The 13,788-nt window shown below is 69.0% G+C and carries 16 protein-coding genes; 15 read left to right on the top strand and 1 reads right to left on the bottom strand.

Annotation, left to right across the window (positions count from 1 at the left end; genetic code table 11):
* Nucleotides 1–23: 23 nt before the first annotated feature.
* A complete protein-coding gene (locus V5F63_RS00250; protein WP_209486947.1) occupies nt 24–830 on the top strand; it encodes an undecaprenyl-diphosphate phosphatase in 807 nt (268 codons plus the stop codon).
* Nucleotides 831–837: 7 nt separating this feature from the next.
* Here V5F63_RS00250 and V5F63_RS00245 read toward each other — a convergent pair whose 3' ends face one another.
* Entirely contained in the window at nt 838–1,032 is a 195-nt protein-coding gene (locus V5F63_RS00245) for a DUF1674 domain-containing protein (RefSeq protein WP_209486945.1), read from the bottom strand.
* Between the two features lie 162 nt (nt 1,033–1,194).
* Here V5F63_RS00245 and secB point away from each other — a divergent pair, with 162 nt between their 5' ends.
* The 14 genes from secB (at nt 1,195) to V5F63_RS00175 (ending at nt 13,766) form a co-directional block, all read left to right on the top strand.
* Complete coding sequence (gene secB / locus V5F63_RS00240; protein WP_168458696.1) at nt 1,195–1,674, top strand: protein-export chaperone SecB; 480 nt, start codon at nt 1,195–1,197, stop codon at nt 1,672–1,674.
* A 180-nt stretch (nt 1,675–1,854) separates the two neighbouring features.
* Nucleotides 1,855–3,453, top strand: coding sequence for a sensor histidine kinase (locus V5F63_RS00235; RefSeq protein ID WP_394101243.1), 1,599 nt, complete (start codon nt 1,855–1,857; stop codon nt 3,451–3,453).
* A 77-nt stretch (nt 3,454–3,530) separates the two neighbouring features.
* Nucleotides 3,531–4,226 (top strand): response regulator transcription factor, encoded by a 696-nt coding sequence (locus V5F63_RS00230; protein ID WP_209486941.1) that lies wholly within the window; start codon nt 3,531–3,533, stop codon nt 4,224–4,226.
* 155 nt (nt 4,227–4,381) lie between these two features.
* On the top strand, nt 4,382–4,459 hold the full coding sequence (gene pqqA / locus V5F63_RS00225) for a pyrroloquinoline quinone precursor peptide PqqA (RefSeq protein WP_081437156.1): 78 nt from the start codon (nt 4,382–4,384) through the stop codon (nt 4,457–4,459).
* Between the two features lie 51 nt (nt 4,460–4,510).
* The gene (gene pqqB, locus V5F63_RS00220) at nt 4,511–5,410 is read left to right on the top strand and encodes a pyrroloquinoline quinone biosynthesis protein PqqB (protein ID WP_394101242.1); all 900 of its coding nucleotides are present in this window, start codon (nt 4,511–4,513) and stop codon (nt 5,408–5,410) included.
* Nucleotides 5,407–6,228, top strand: a complete 822-nt coding sequence (gene pqqC, locus V5F63_RS00215; protein WP_394101241.1) for a pyrroloquinoline-quinone synthase PqqC — start codon at nt 5,407–5,409, stop codon at nt 6,226–6,228. Before pqqB ends, pqqC begins: the two co-directional genes overlap by 4 nt.
* 1 nt (nt 6,229) lies before the next feature.
* A complete protein-coding gene (pqqD, locus tag V5F63_RS00210) occupies nt 6,230–6,505 on the top strand; it encodes a pyrroloquinoline quinone biosynthesis peptide chaperone PqqD (protein WP_209486938.1) in 276 nt (91 codons plus the stop codon).
* Nucleotides 6,502–7,683 (top strand): pyrroloquinoline quinone biosynthesis protein PqqE, encoded by a 1,182-nt coding sequence (gene pqqE, locus V5F63_RS00205; RefSeq protein ID WP_394101240.1) that lies wholly within the window; start codon nt 6,502–6,504, stop codon nt 7,681–7,683. The genes pqqD and pqqE overlap by 4 nt, the downstream gene beginning before the upstream one ends.
* Entirely contained in the window at nt 7,680–8,399 is a 720-nt protein-coding gene (locus tag V5F63_RS00200; protein WP_394101239.1) for a hypothetical protein, read from the top strand. Before pqqE ends, V5F63_RS00200 begins: the two co-directional genes overlap by 4 nt.
* Nucleotides 8,380–8,733, top strand: coding sequence for a hypothetical protein (locus V5F63_RS00195; RefSeq protein WP_209486933.1), 354 nt, complete (start codon nt 8,380–8,382; stop codon nt 8,731–8,733). Before V5F63_RS00200 ends, V5F63_RS00195 begins: the two co-directional genes overlap by 20 nt.
* Before the next feature lie 323 nt (nt 8,734–9,056).
* Nucleotides 9,057–10,370, top strand: a complete 1,314-nt coding sequence (locus V5F63_RS00190) for a formylmethanofuran dehydrogenase (protein ID WP_394101238.1) — start codon at nt 9,057–9,059, stop codon at nt 10,368–10,370.
* Nucleotides 10,367–12,016, top strand: coding sequence for a formylmethanofuran dehydrogenase subunit A (locus tag V5F63_RS00185; protein WP_394028450.1), 1,650 nt, complete (start codon nt 10,367–10,369; stop codon nt 12,014–12,016). The genes V5F63_RS00190 and V5F63_RS00185 overlap by 4 nt, the downstream gene beginning before the upstream one ends.
* Nucleotides 12,013–12,963, top strand: coding sequence for a formylmethanofuran--tetrahydromethanopterin N-formyltransferase (gene fhcD / locus V5F63_RS00180; protein ID WP_394101237.1), 951 nt, complete (start codon nt 12,013–12,015; stop codon nt 12,961–12,963). The genes V5F63_RS00185 and fhcD overlap by 4 nt, the downstream gene beginning before the upstream one ends.
* Nucleotides 12,960–13,766: a formylmethanofuran dehydrogenase subunit C gene (locus V5F63_RS00175; RefSeq protein ID WP_394101236.1), complete on the top strand. Its 807-nt coding sequence runs from the start codon at nt 12,960–12,962 to the stop codon at nt 13,764–13,766. Before fhcD ends, V5F63_RS00175 begins: the two co-directional genes overlap by 4 nt.
* Nucleotides 13,767–13,788 lie beyond the last annotated feature (22 nt).

Genomic DNA, 13,788 nt, shown 5'->3' with positions numbered 1-13,788 from the left:
CCGCCTCCCGGATTTTCTGACCCATGACTCTCGGCGACATGCTCGAAGCGCTGATCCTCGGCCTCCTGGAAGGGCTGACGGAATTCATCCCCGTCTCCTCGACAGCCCATATCCTGCTCGCCGGACACTTCCTCGGCTTCGAAAGCAACGGCCACACGTTCGAGGTGCTGATCCAGCTCGGCGCGGTGCTCGCCATCCTCACCGTCTACTTCCAGCGCTTCCTGCGCGTCGCCCAGCAACTGCCGACGAATCCGGGGGCGCGGCGCTTCGTGATGGGTGTCGTCATCGCCTTCCTGCCGGCGGCGGTGATCGGCGCCATGGCGCACGGCTTCATCAAGAGCGTGCTGTTCGAGACCCCGACGCTGATCTGCGGCACGCTGATCTTCGGCGGCATCATCCTGCTGTTCATCGACAAGGTGGTGCCGGAGCCGCGCTACAACAACGCCATGGGCCTGCCGTGGCACATCGCGCTCGCCATCGGCTTCTTCCAGTGCCTCGCCATGATTCCGGGCATGTCGCGATCGGGCTCGACCATCGTCGGCGCCATGCTGCTGGGCGTGGACAAGAGGGCGGCGGCTGAGTTCTCGTTCTTCCTCGCCTTGCCCACCATGTTCGGCGCGTTCGCCTACGACCTCTACAAGAACCGCGGCAACCTCTCCATGGACGATGGGCTGCTCATCGTCATCGGCTTCGTGGCGGCGTTCTGCGCGGCGGTGGTTGTGGTGAAGTCGCTGCTCGATTTCGTGTCGAAGCACGGCTATGCACCGTTCGGCTGGTGGCGCATTGCGGTGGGCATCGCCGGCCTCATCGGCCTCGCTCTGGTCGGCTGAGGTGCCGTCAGAAGTCGGTGGCGATGCCGCCGACTTCCCAGTCGCCGTAACGCACGGGCTCCGGTCCGTTCCGGCCGTTGATCTCCTTGGGCCGGTCCTTCTGGGCGGCGTCGATGGCCGCACGGCGGGCCTCGGCCTCGGCCAGCGCGCGCTTGGCGGCCTCGCTCAGCGGCTTGCGTGGCGGGATGGTGGTATCGTCCATGATCCTGTCTCCAAACCTGTCCGGGAGGCATCCTTCCGGTTGAAGGCCGGGGTGCCTCACCCGTTCGCGTCCTTGCACCGGTTGCGGAAAGCGTGCTAGCAGCGCCGCGCTTTCCGGTCGTGCCCGCGGGGCCGACCCAACACCCCACGGATGGAGATGCGCATGGCCTCGCAGAATGGCGGCCCCAACCCGAATGCGGCGCCGTCGCTGAACGTGCTCGCGCAGTATATCAAGGATTTCTCCTTCGAGAATCCGAACGCGCCGCGTTCGCTTGCCGCTCCCCCGGCGCAGCCCGACGTCAGCATCCAGATCCACGTCAACGCCAAGCCCGGCGGCAATGGCGAGTTCGAGGTCGAGCTGAAGATCGACGGCGGCGCGAGCGTCGAAGGCAACACCCTGTTCGCCTTCGAGCTGGTCTATGCCGGCGTGTTCCGCATCCTCAACATCCCCGAGCAGAGCCTGCAGCCGGTAGTGCTCATCGAGTGCCCGCGCCTGCTGTTCCCGTTCGCCCGCCAGATCATCGCCGACGCCGTGCGCAACGGCGGCTTCCCGCCCCTGATGATCGATCCGGTGGACTTCGCCGCCCTTTACCAGCAGCGCCTCCAGGCGGAAGCCGAGCGTCTCCAGGCCGGCCAGGCCTGAGCCTCAAGCTGACCTGATCGCCGAAGAGCCCGTCGCCGCGACGCCCTGCGCCTGCGGCGACGGGCTTTTTTGCGCGGTCCTTTTCCTTTTGCCCGCGCGCTTTCGTGTGGCAGGCTCCGCCGCGCCGGAGCGGGCCAGGGGTGGCGCCGCCGGCAGGGGGCGGGAGGCATCCGCGCGGCGATGCGATCCATCCGTTTCAAACTGGCCGCGCTGGCGGGCGCGACAGCCGTGCTGGCGGTGCTCGCGGGCCTGAGCGTGCTCATCGCCTTGCGGGCCGTGGACGGGGCGCTGGAGGCGGCCATCTCGGCCCAGCAGCGCCTCGACGTGCTGACAGAGATCTCGGCCCGCTTGTCCGATTACGGCCTCGCCGCCATCGCCGCCACCGAAAGCCCGACGGTGAGCGCCGGCCGGCTGGAGGACACGCGCTCGCGCGTCTCGGCCCTGCTGGAAGCCTCGACCGTGAAGGCGGCGCAGGCGGCGCCCGACACGCAGAACGGTCTGAGGCCGCAGGAGCGACTGCTGGCCCGGCTGCGGGCGGACTTCATCTCGCTGGACCGTCAGATCACCGCCGCGACCCGTGATCCTGATCCCGCCCGCCGGGGCGACCGGGTGCGCGGCTCCCTCAATGCGTTTGCGGCCTCGGCCGGGCCGACGCTTTCCCTGCTTGTGGAGAGCGAGCGGCGCGGCGTCACCGCCGCGCGGGAGGAAGCGGTGGCTCTGGCCGACCGGCTGCGGATCGGCGCCGTGGCCATGGCGCTGGCGGTGTTCGCGGCGGCGCTGGTGCTGTATCGCGCGCTGGCCCAGCCGCTGCTCGGCCGGCTGCGGGAGATCGACCGGGCCGCCGCGGCCATCGGTCGCGGCGATCTTTCCGCCCGCCTCGCCATCGGCCAGCGCGACGAACTGGGCGTGCTGACGGCCCGCTTCAACCGCATGGCCGCCCTGCTGGCGCGGCGCGAGCGCAAGGTCGCGCAGGACCGGGCGGAGCTGGAAAAGACCATCACCGACCGCACGGCGGACCTGACCGAGGCCAATGCCCGCCTGGCCGCCATCGATGCCTCCCGACGGCGCTTCTTCGCCGATGTGAGCCATGAGCTGCGCACGCCGCTGACCGTCATCATCGGCGAGTGCGACGTCACCCAGCGGGCGCCGGCCATCCCGGAGAGCGTGAGCCGCACGGTCCTCGCCACCATCCGCAAGCGCGCGGGCATGCTCCACCGCCGGGTGGAGGATCTGCTGCGGGTCGCCCGCTCCGAGAGCGGGGAGATCGAGCTGGTGTTTCAGGACACGCCCCTTGCACCATTGCTTGCCGACGCGGTGGCGGGGCTGGAGCCGGTGGCGCGGCGGCAAGGCGTGGCGCTGGTGCTGCACGCGCCGGAGCCGGCGTTTCTCGTGCATGCCGATCGCGAATGGCTGCGGCAGGTGGTGGAAGGGGTCATCGACAACGCCTTGCGCCACGGCCGCCCGCTCACCCGCGTCACCGTGGCGGTCACGCACGGGACGGATGCGGACGGGCATGGGGTGGACACCATCAGCATCACCGACGACGGGTGCGGCATTGCGCCCGACGCCCGGACCCGCCTGTTCGCGCGCGGCGCGCGGCTGGGCGCTGGCGAGGGTTTCGGCCTGGGCCTTGCCCTCGCCGATTGGGTGGTGACGCGGCACGGCGGACGTATCACACTGGAGGACGGGGAGAAGGGTGGCACCCGGGTGGCGATCGCGCTCCCGCAGGCCGCCGCCGCGCCCGGCGAGCCCGCAGCCGAGCCCCGACCGACCGCGTGACCGGCCGCCGGCAGTCGCGACCCTCTGCAGAGGGCCGCGGGCAGCCGCGCCAACGCCGATGAAGCACTGGAGGAACCATGAACATCCTGGTGGTGGAAGACGACAGCGACATTGGCGCCATGCTGAGCCGCGGCCTCTCCGCCGAGGGGTTCGACGTGACCGTCGTGGGCCGCGCCGACGAGGCCCTGGAGACGGCGCGGCAATACAATCCCTGCGCCGTGGTGCTCGACATGATGCTGCCGGACGGCTCCGGCATCGATGTGTGCCGGGCGCTGCGCAGCGCGGGCCACTCCGGCCCCATCCTGTTCCTGAGCGCCAAGGATGAGGTGCATGACCGTGCCGAGGGCCTCGGCGCCGGGGCCGACGACTACATCGTCAAGCCGTTCGTGTTTGGTGAGCTGGTGGCGCGGCTGCGCACCCATCTCCTGCATCGCCTCGGCGAAAGCCACGCCGACCGCGTGATGGCGGGGCGGCTCGTGCTTGATCCTTCCACCCGCACGGCGAAGTTCGGCGAGGTGCATGTGCGGCTCACCGAGCGCGAGGCTGACCTTCTGGCCCTGCTCATGGCCAGCCCCAACCGCCCGATCGCCCGCGGCGAGATCTTCGACCGGCTCTGGGCCAGCCAGGGCGGCGCCTCACTGAACGTGGTGGACGTCTACGTGGGCTATCTGCGCACCAAGCTCGCGCCGGTGGGGCGCGCGGGCGGCCCCCAGGTGGCGACAGTGCGGGGACGCGGCTTCATGCTCGACCTGTCCGCACCGTCACCGCACTGATGTGCTCCAGAAGTATTGCAATGCACCATCAGATTTCACTTGCGGGAACCGATTCGGCTGCCAATATTCGACTCCGTTGTAGCGAAAAACCTCGTTACATCAATTTCTTATGATCTTCTTATAAGGATCGTAAGAGCACACAGGAGGAAAGCATCATGCGCTGGAACAAGCCCCAGGTCTGCGAAGTCTGCGTCGGCATGGAAGTCACTGCTTACCTGCCGGCCGATTTCTGATCGACCGAGGTCGGGAGCCGCGAGCGATTGGGCAGGAGCGTTTGTCGCGTCATGCAGGTGATCGTTCTCGGTTCAGCGGCCGGCGGCGGCGTTCCCCAGTGGAACTGCCGCTGTCCGGTGTGCCAACTGGCATGGATGGGTGATCCACGGGTCACACCCAGAACCCAGTCGAGCATCGCCGTCTCGGAGGACGGTGCCTCGTGGGTGCTCCTGAATGCCTCGCCCGATCTGCGGGCCCAGATCGCCGCGACCCGGGCGCTTCAGCCTCGGGTGGATGGCCGAGACAGCCCCATTCGCGCCGTCGTCCTCACCAATGGTGACGTGGACCACATCGCCGGTCTGCTGACCTTGCGGGAGCAGCAGGCGTTCGAGGTATACGGCACGGCCGACACGCTCACGCTGATCGCGCAGAACCAGGTCTTCGACGTGGTGTCCAGGGCGCTGGTGCGCCGGGAGCCCGTCTCGTTCGACGTGCCGTTCTCGCCGGTGCCGGGCCTGACCATGGAATTCTTCACCGTGCCCGGCAAGGTGCCGCTCTGGCGCGAGGATGCTTCTCTCGTGATCGGCGAGGAATCCGGCTCCACCGTGGGTGTGACGATCACGTCCGCCGGACGCCGTCTCGTCTACGTGCCTGGCTGTGCCGCCGTGACGGATGGCCTGCGCCGGCGCATCGCCGGGGCCGACCTTCTGTTCTTCGACGGCACGCTCTACCGAGACGACGAGATGATCACCGCCGGTATCGGCACCAAGACGGGCGCGCGCATGGGGCACCTCTCCATGTCCGGCGCGGATGGCACGGTGGCGCTGCTTGCCGATCTGCCGGTGGCGCGCCGGGTGTTCATTCACATCAACAACACCAATCCCGCGCTGATCGATGGCTCCGATGAGCACCGCGCCGTGGAAGCGGCCGGCTGGACGGTCGCCCGGGATGGAATGGAGTTCACCCTATGAGCGCGCAAGCCACCGTCCGGGTGCTGGCCGAAGCGGCCGATCTTCCCGCCGATTTCCCGCCTTTGCCCGCGCCGCAGGAGCCCCTCTCCCCAGAAGGGCTTGAGGCGGCCCTGCGCGCGGTGGGCGCGACGCGCTACCACAACCTCCACCCCTTCCATAGGCTGCTGCATTCCGGCCGGCTGAACCGCGATCAGGTCCGCGCCTGGGCGCTCAACCGCTACTGTTACCAGTCCGCCATCCCGCGCAAGGATGCGGCGCTGATGGCCCGCTGCGACGACCGCGAGCTGCGCCGGGAATGGCTGCACCGCATCACCGACCATGACGGCTTCGGCGCGGATACGGGCGGCATCGAGCGCTGGCTGGTGCTGACAGACGGCCTCGGCCTCGACCGGGATTATGTGGTCTCCAGGGAAGGCGCCCTGCCGGCCACCAAGTTCGCGGTGGAAGCCTATGTGCGCTTCGTGGCGGAGAACACCTTGCTGGAGGCGGTGGCCTCCTCGCTCACCGAGTTGTTCGCGCCGGGCATCCATGCCGAGCGCATCTCGGGGATGCTGGAGCACTACGATTTCATCAACGAGACCGTCGTCGCCTATTTCCGCCGCCGCCTCGACCAGGCGCCGAAGGATGCGGACTTCGCCCTCGAATACGTGAAGCAGCACGCCCGCACGGCGGCCGAGCAGCGCGCCGTCATCCGCGCCCTCACCTTCAAGACCGAGGTGCTGTGGGCGCAACTCGACGCGCTCTATCTCGCCTATGTGGCGCCGGGCTGGCCGGCGCCGGGCGCCTGGCGACCGGGCGTCGCCATCGTCGGGGAATGACATGCGCGCCGAGGAAACCGACGTTCCGCGCCTGCCCCGTGGCGTGAAGCTCAAATACGATCAGGTGCGCGCCCGCCATGTGCTGCTGGCGCCGGAGCGGGCGTTCGACATCGACGAGATCGCCGCCGCCGTGCTGGAACTGGTGGACGGAAAGCGCACCTGCGCCGAGATCGTGGATGCCCTCGCCGCCCGCTACGACGAAAAGCGCGAGGTGATCGCCGATGACGTCAAGGACATGATCGGCAGCCTCATCGCGCGCCGGGTGATCGAGACATGAGCGGGATCGGCAGCGATATCCGTACCGAGGTGCGCGAGGCGCCCCGCCCGGCGGTGGCGCCCCCGGTCGGCCATCCCATCGGCATCCTCGCCGAGCTGACCCATCGCTGCCCCCTGCGCTGTCCCTATTGCTCCAACCCGCTGGAGCTGGAGCGCCGCGAGGCGGAGCTGGACACCGCCACCTGGAAGCGGGTGCTGAGCGAGGCGGCGGCGCTGGGCATCCTCCACGTCCACCTCTCCGGCGGCGAGCCGACCGCCCGGCCAGACCTCGTGGAGCTGACCGCCCATTGCGCGGCGGAGGGGCTCTACACCAACCTCATCACCTCCGGCATCGGTCGCGCCTCCGGCATGATCGACGCGCTCTCGGATGCGGGGCTCGACCATGTGCAGCTCTCCGTGCAGGGGGCGAGCGCCGAGACCGGCGACCGCATCGGCGGATACAAGGGCGGCCACGCGGCGAAGCTGGAATTCGCCCGCAAGGTCACCGACCTCGGCCTGCCCCTGACGCTCAATGCCGTCATCCATCGCGGCAACATCCATGAGATGGAGGACATCATCGCCCTTGCCGTGGCGCTGAAGGCCCGCCGGCTGGAGGTGGCGCACACCCAGTATTACGGCTGGGCCTATGCGAACCGCGCTGCCCTCATGCCCGCCCGCCCGGACGTGGATCATTCCGTGGCGCTGGTGGAGGAGGCGCGGCGGCGGCTCGAAGGCATCCTCGTCATCGACATGGTGATCCCGGACTATTACGCCCGCTATCCCAAGCCCTGCTCCGGCGGCTGGGGGCGGCGCACGCTGAATGTCACGCCCACCGGCCGGGTGCTGCCCTGCCATGCGGCGGAAAGCATCCCGAACCTCGAATTCTGGTCCGTGCGCGACCACGCGCTGGGCGATATCTGGCGTGCCTCGCCGGCCTTCAACGCCTTTCGCGGCACCGACTGGATGCGCGAGCCCTGCCGCAGCTGCGACCGGCGCGACATGGATTTCGGCGGCTGCCGATGCCAGGCCATGGCGCTGGTGGGTGATGCGGCGGCGACCGACCCGGCCTGCTCGCTCTCGCCCTTCCACGCCCGCGTCGAGGCGCTGGCGACGGGGGAGGCGGCGGCGGTCGCCCCGGATTACGTCTATCGCACCATCGGCGGGGCGCCCGCGAAGACGCCCGAAGGAGCCGCATCGTGAGCCTCAATCGTGCGTTGGGCCTCTGGCTCGTCTCCATGGCCGCCCTGTTCTCCGGCGGCGCCCTCGTGATGCCGCAGGCGGCGAGCGGTGCCGAGGCGCAGGCCGCCTCCCAGCCGGCCACCCCTGACGCGGCGACGCTGCTGTTCGAGGAGCGGCAGCTCGCCAACACCAAGGCCGGCCAGACGCTCACCTATCGATATGCCCGCAAGGTGGCCAATCCCGAACTCGGGGCGACCTTCGAGGATCGCGTGGTTCTCATGATCGAGACGAGCGCGGGCGGGGGCGATGCGCGTGACGTGAAGGTCGATTTCTTCTCGCCGGAGCGCCACCACGCCGCCGGGCCGTTCGAGGGCGTGACCACCAACCCCATGCTGCTTCTTTTCCTCGAGAACCACCTCGGCGACCTGTCGGGGCGGCTCAAGGGGAATCCCCGCTACTTCAAGACCGCCATCCGCACTGCTTTGCGCGATGCCGCCACCGTCACCGCAACCGACCTCACCGTGGGCGGGCAGACGGTGAAGGGCTGGCGCGTCGCGGTGAGCCCGTTCAAGGGCGATCCCAACGCCGCGCGGATGCGCGGGCTCGAAACGCTCGTCTATACGTTCGAGGTGTCGCCGGAGGTTCCCGGCCAGATCGTGCGGCTGGCCATCAAGGCCGAGGCGCCGGGCGGCGCCCTGTGGGAGGAGAGCATCGGTTATGATCCGACGGGCCATTGAGGCCGGCGCCCTGCTGCTCACCCTCTGCGGGGCGGCGGCTGCGGCGAGCGCCAGCGACAACGATTATCCCACCTCCGCGCGCGTCGATTACGTGTTCGGCTGCATGGCCGCCAACGGCCAGACCCGGGAAGCCATGGCGCGCTGCTCCTGCTCGGTGGACACGCTCGCCTCGATCCTGCCCTATGACCATTATGTCGCGGCCGAGACCATTCTCTCCATGCGGCAGGGCGTGGGGCAGGCGGCGAACATCTTCCGCAACACGCCCCAATATGAAGACACCATCGCCGAGCTGCGCCGGGCGCAGGCGGAAGCAGAAATCACCTGCTTCAAGTAAATCGTTTCCGCGCCGCACAAATCCTTCTCGCAGGCGCCGCACATGTGACGGGTTTCCGGCTCCGCTTCGCTGTGTTAGCGTCCCCGCCAAGAACAGACGCATGGCGCACGGATCTTTCCGAAGCGCACTGCAACGACAAGCGGGCAACCGCCGCGGCGTCTTGATTGGGTCCATCAATCCCAAGGCAAAGCCATGGCCAGTTACCGCTTGAGTCCCGTTCTCTTCCCGCTTGACCCCCGTTTTGGAGCCGGCTTCGCGCCGATGCTGGGCTTTTGTTCGCCGGCCGTGCCGTGCGACGCCTCTTCCGGGCAGGGGTGAGCCTCATGTCATCGGGCGAAACGACCGAAGCCGATGCCCCCCGCATCGTGCGAGACGTGGTGTGCGGGTTCTGCGGCCTCGGCTGCGACGACATCGAGGTGGCCGTCGCCGGCCGCGTGGTGATGCCGCGCAAGGCCTGCGCCGATGCCGCCCGCCTCCTGGCGCGCGGCGACGTGCCTCCCCCTTCTCCCCGCGTCAACGGCGCGCCCGTAAGCCTTGCCGAGGCTGCGGCGGCTGCGGCGGGCCACCTGAAGGCGGCGCGCGCGTCCGTCTTCTCCGGGCTCGGCGCTGATCTCGAAGGGCACCGGCGGCTCTACGATATCGCCATGACGGCGGGCGCGAGCATTGACCATTCCGCGTCGGCCGGGCTGTTCGCCAATCTCGACCGCCTGGCGCGCCGGGGGTGGATCGCCGCGACGCTCGCCGAAGTGCGCAACCGCTGCGACCTGCTGGTGGTGTTCGGCGATGATCCCGCCGCGAGCTTCGGCCGCCTGTTCGAGCGCATCATGCCGGTGCGCGCGGGCGAAGGCGGCGACGCCGCCCCTTTGTTCGCCCCCTCCGCCCGCCGGGTGGTGATGATCGGCGCGCCGTTCTCGGACGCCTCGCGCAAGGCGCTCGCCGGCCATGAGCTGAGCGAAATCCTCGTGCCGCCCGAACAGGTGGCCACGGCCGGCGCGATGCTGGCGTCCGCCCTCGCCGGCCGCGACATCGGCGCCGTTCCGGTGCTGCCGGGCCTAGCCGGAGCCTCGCTGGCGGAGCTTGCAGACCTGCTGCGCGCGGCGCGCTACAGCGTCTTTACCTGGAACGCCGCGACACTGCCGGCTTCAGATGCGGCTGCTGTCGCCGGCTCCGCCGCCGAAGCGGTCGACCTCCTCTCTCCCACCACCCGTGCGGCGGTGCTGCCTCTTGGCGGACGCGACAATGTGACGGGCGCCCACCAGCTTGCGCTCTGGCGCTTCGGCTATCCCCTGCGCACGGTGATCGGCGCCGGCACCTCCCGCCACGCGCCGGACCTCTACGCGACCGAAACGGCGCTGGAGGACGCGGACCTCCTGCTCCACGCCAGCGCCTTCCGGCCCGATCCGCCCCCGGACTTCACGGCCGGTCCGGTCATCGCCCTCGCCCATCCCGACACGTCGTTTGCCCGCGAGCCGGACGTGTTCATCCCCGTCGGCACCCCCGGCGTCGATCATCCGGGGCATGTCTTCCGTATGGATTCCGTCGTCTGCCTTCCGCTCCAGGGCCTGCGCCCCGCCGAGCTTCCCAGCGTCGCCGAGGCGGCCTCCGCCATCCTCGCCAACCTTGGGAGGGGCGCATGAGGACGCGCGTCACCGGCGGGCGGGTGTTCGATCCCGCCAACGGCATCATCGACCAGGTGCGCGACGTGGTGGTGGATGACGGCCGCGTCATCGCCGATCCGGGGCCGGGCGGCAGCGAGGAGGTGGTGAACGCCTCCGGCTGCATCGTACTCGCCGGCGGCATCGACCTGCACAGCCATATCGCTGGCGGCAAGGTGAATCTCGGCCGCCTCCTCATGAACGAGGACCGCGCCCTTTTCCCCGAGCCGTTCGGCGATTTCTGCGGCTGCGGCGGTGGACGGGCGGCGCCGACCACCCACGCCACCGGCTGCCGCTATTCGCAGATGGGCTATACGGCGGTGTTCGAGCCGGCCGTGGTGGGCGCCAACGCCCGCCATGCCCATCTCGAGATGGCGGACATCCCGAACATCGACACCGGCGGGTTCCTGGTGCTGGGCAATGACGACTTCCTGCTGCGCCTGATCGCCATGGGCGAAGGCCAGCAGGCGATCAATGACTATGTGGCCTGGATGCTCAAGGCGACCCAGAGCTGCGCCATCAAGATCGTCAATCCCGGCGGCATCAACGCCTTCAAGTTCAACGGCCGAAACCTCGATCTGGACGAGGCCGGCCCCTTCTACGACATGACGCCCCGGCGCATCCTCAATACGCTGCAACGGGCGGTGACGGAGCTGGGCGTTCCCCATCCCATCCACCTGCACGGATGCAACCTCGGCATTCCGGGCAATGTGAAGACCACGCTCGCGACCATGGGGGCGACGGAGGGCTTTCCCCTCCACCTTACCCACATCCAGTTCCACTCCTACGGCACCGAGGGCGACCGCCACTTCTCTTCCGGCGCCGCCGAGATCGCGGAAGCGGTGAACGCCATGCCGCACATCTCGGTGGACGTGGGCCAGATCATGTTCGGCCAGACGGTGACCGCCTCGGCCGACCTCATGTCGCAATACCGCAACCACAACATCGCCGATCCCAAGAAGTGGATCGGCATGGATATCGAGATGGATGCGGCCTGCGGCGTGGTGCCGTTCAACTACCGCGACACGTCCTTCGTGAACGCCCTGCAATGGGCCATCGGGCTTGAGCTGTTCCTGCTCATTGAGGACCCCTGGCGGGTCTACCTCACCACGGACCATCCCAACGGCGGCCCCTTCACCTCCTATCCGCACCTCATCCGCCTGCTGATGGACAAGCCGTTCCGCGACCATCACCTGCGGCAGATTCACAAGGCCGCGCGCTCACACACCCGGCTTGAAAGCATTTCCCGGGAGTACACGCTGGAGGAGATCGCCGTCGTCACCCGCGCCGCGCCGGCCCGCACTTTGGGCCTCAAGGATCGCGGCCATCTCGGCCCCGGCGCGCGGGCGGACGTGGTGCTCTATGAGGATCAGGCCGACCGCGAGGCCATGTTCGCCCACCCGCGTCTCGTGATGAAGGACGGCGAGGTCGTGGTGGTGAATGGCGAGATCGTCGCCCTCACCGAAGGGCGCACCTATGCGGTGCATCCGCCCTCCGATCCGTTGATGGACAAGCGTTTGGAGCGGTGGTTCGACGAGGCGGTGGGCCTGAAATCCAGCCATTACCAGATCGCCGACAGCGAAATCCGCGGCGGCCAGGGCCCCGAGATCGTGGAGCTGAAGCCGTGAGCGCGCCGGCCCCCCTCATCATCAACGGCGTCGAGATTCGCGACAGCTTCGCCGAGGCGTTTCCCATGGCGGGGACGCGCCTGATCATCACCGCCGATACGCCGCGCTGGGCGCATACGGCGGCGGCGAGCCTGACGGGGTTCGCCACCTCGGTCATCGGCTGCGGTTGTGAGGCGGCTATCGAACGGGAGATTCCCGCCGCCGAGACGCCGGACGGGCGCCCCGGCTATGCCGTGCTCATCTTCGCCATGTCCCTCAAGGACCTGAAGAAGATCGTGCCGCTTCGGGCCGGCCAATGCGTGCTCACCTCGCCCACCTCGGCGCTTTATGCAGGCCTTCAGGGCGGCGCCGCCGTGCCGCTCGGCAAGGCGCTGCGCTATTTCGGCGATGGCCACCAGATATCGAAAAACCTTGGTGGTAGCCGCATTTGGCGCATTCCCGTGATGGAGGGCGAGTTCGTCTGCGACGAGATCGTCGGCTCGACCACGGCGGCGGTGGGGGGCGGCAACTTCCTCATTCTCGCCCGCTCGCGCCCGGCGGCCCTTGCGGCTGCGGAGGCTGCGGTGGCGGCCATGGGGCAGGTGCGCGGCGCGATCATGCCCTTCCCCGGCGGGGTCGTGCGCTCCGGCTCCAAGGTTGGGTCCAAATATGCCGGCCTGATCGCCTCCTCCAACGAGGCCTATTGCCCGACCCTGCGCGGCATCGCCAAGACTGCTTTGCCGGCTGAAGTTGAGAGCGTGCTGGAAATCGTCATCGACGGCCTGAGCGAGGGCGAGGTGGCGGACAGCATGCGCGCCGGCATCACCGCCGTGTGCGGCCTCGGTGCCGCGGGCGGGGTGGTGGCGGTGGATGCCGGCAATTACGGCGGCAACCTCGGACCCTTCCATTTCAAGCTGCACCAACTGATGGCGCCGGTTTCCGGCGCGGCCCCGGAGGCGGGACGATGAGCGGATTCCGCCTGACCTTGAAAGCCCCCCTCGCCGCGCGGGTGGATGCATCGAGCCTTCTGCCCGCGGCGCTGGCGGATGCAAGCGTGACCGATGTAGCGGCCCGCACCCTGCCGTTCGGAACCGGCATTGCTCCGGTAGGTGACCTGTTCGCGGTGGAGGCCACCGAACAGGACGGGCTCGTCATCTCCGGAGATCGGCGGCTCGACCATGTGGGCGCCGGCATGACCGCCGGTGAGGTTCGGATCGAGGGCAGCGTCGGCGCGGCGGCGGGCGCGGGCATGAGCGGCGGGCGTCTCACCATCTCGGGAGATGCCGGAGATGGGCTCGCCGCCGGCCTAAGTGGCGGGCGGATCGAGGTTTTCGGCAATGCCGGCGACCGCGTCGGCGGCCCGCAGCCGGGCGAGCGGCAAGGCATGCGGGGCGGTGTCGTTTCCATCGCCGGCTCGGTGGGGGACGGTCTGGGCGCGCGGCTGCGTGGCGGCCTGATCCTGGTGGGCGGCAATGCCGGGACGGGTGCGGCTGACGGCTTGTTAGCCGGCACATTGGCGATTGCGGGACGGCTTGGCCCCGGCGCGGGGCGTGGCATGAAGCGGGGTACCGTCCTCGTGGCCACCGCTCCCGATGTCCTGGCGCCGGGCTTTATCGAGGCCGGCCCTCAGGATTTCATTGCCTTGAAGCTGCTGGCCAGACGAGTGCCGGACTTAGCTGCGCTGTTCGGCGGGCAGTTGTCAGGCAGGGCGGTGCGGCTCGTCGGCAACCGGCTGGCCGGCGGAGAAGGCGAAATCCTCGTCCTGAATTGAGCCGACAAAATATCTTCGACAT

The sequence above is a fragment of the Xanthobacter wiegelii genome, from assembly GCF_043193855.2.
In the GTDB taxonomy this organism is placed as follows: domain Bacteria; phylum Pseudomonadota; class Alphaproteobacteria; order Rhizobiales; family Xanthobacteraceae; genus Xanthobacter; species Xanthobacter flavus_A.
This window is presented reverse-complemented; position numbering and strand designations above follow the sequence as displayed.

Excerpts from the sequence above, each read along its gene's own strand:
- V5F63_RS00250 (WP_209486947.1), top strand. The coding sequence starts at position 24 with ATGACTCTCGGCGACATGCTCGAAGCGCTGATCCTCGGCCTCCTGGAA.
- V5F63_RS00245 (WP_209486945.1), bottom strand. The coding sequence starts at position 1,032 with ATGGACGATACCACCATCCCGCCACGCAAGCCGCTGAGCGAGGCCGCC.
- secB (WP_168458696.1), top strand. The coding sequence starts at position 1,195 with ATGGCCTCGCAGAATGGCGGCCCCAACCCGAATGCGGCGCCGTCGCTG.
- V5F63_RS00235 (WP_394101243.1), top strand. The coding sequence starts at position 1,855 with ATGCGATCCATCCGTTTCAAACTGGCCGCGCTGGCGGGCGCGACAGCC.
- V5F63_RS00230 (WP_209486941.1), top strand. The coding sequence starts at position 3,531 with ATGAACATCCTGGTGGTGGAAGACGACAGCGACATTGGCGCCATGCTG.
- pqqA (WP_081437156.1), top strand. The coding sequence starts at position 4,382 with ATGCGCTGGAACAAGCCCCAGGTCTGCGAAGTCTGCGTCGGCATGGAA.
- pqqB (WP_394101242.1), top strand. The coding sequence starts at position 4,511 with ATGCAGGTGATCGTTCTCGGTTCAGCGGCCGGCGGCGGCGTTCCCCAG.
- pqqC (WP_394101241.1), top strand. The coding sequence starts at position 5,407 with ATGAGCGCGCAAGCCACCGTCCGGGTGCTGGCCGAAGCGGCCGATCTT.
- pqqD (WP_209486938.1), top strand. The coding sequence starts at position 6,230 with ATGCGCGCCGAGGAAACCGACGTTCCGCGCCTGCCCCGTGGCGTGAAG.
- pqqE (WP_394101240.1), top strand. The coding sequence starts at position 6,502 with ATGAGCGGGATCGGCAGCGATATCCGTACCGAGGTGCGCGAGGCGCCC.
- V5F63_RS00195 (WP_209486933.1), top strand. The coding sequence starts at position 8,380 with ATGATCCGACGGGCCATTGAGGCCGGCGCCCTGCTGCTCACCCTCTGC.
- V5F63_RS00190 (WP_394101238.1), top strand. The coding sequence starts at position 9,057 with ATGTCATCGGGCGAAACGACCGAAGCCGATGCCCCCCGCATCGTGCGA.
- V5F63_RS00185 (WP_394028450.1), top strand. The coding sequence starts at position 10,367 with ATGAGGACGCGCGTCACCGGCGGGCGGGTGTTCGATCCCGCCAACGGC.
- V5F63_RS00175 (WP_394101236.1), top strand. The coding sequence starts at position 12,960 with ATGAGCGGATTCCGCCTGACCTTGAAAGCCCCCCTCGCCGCGCGGGTG.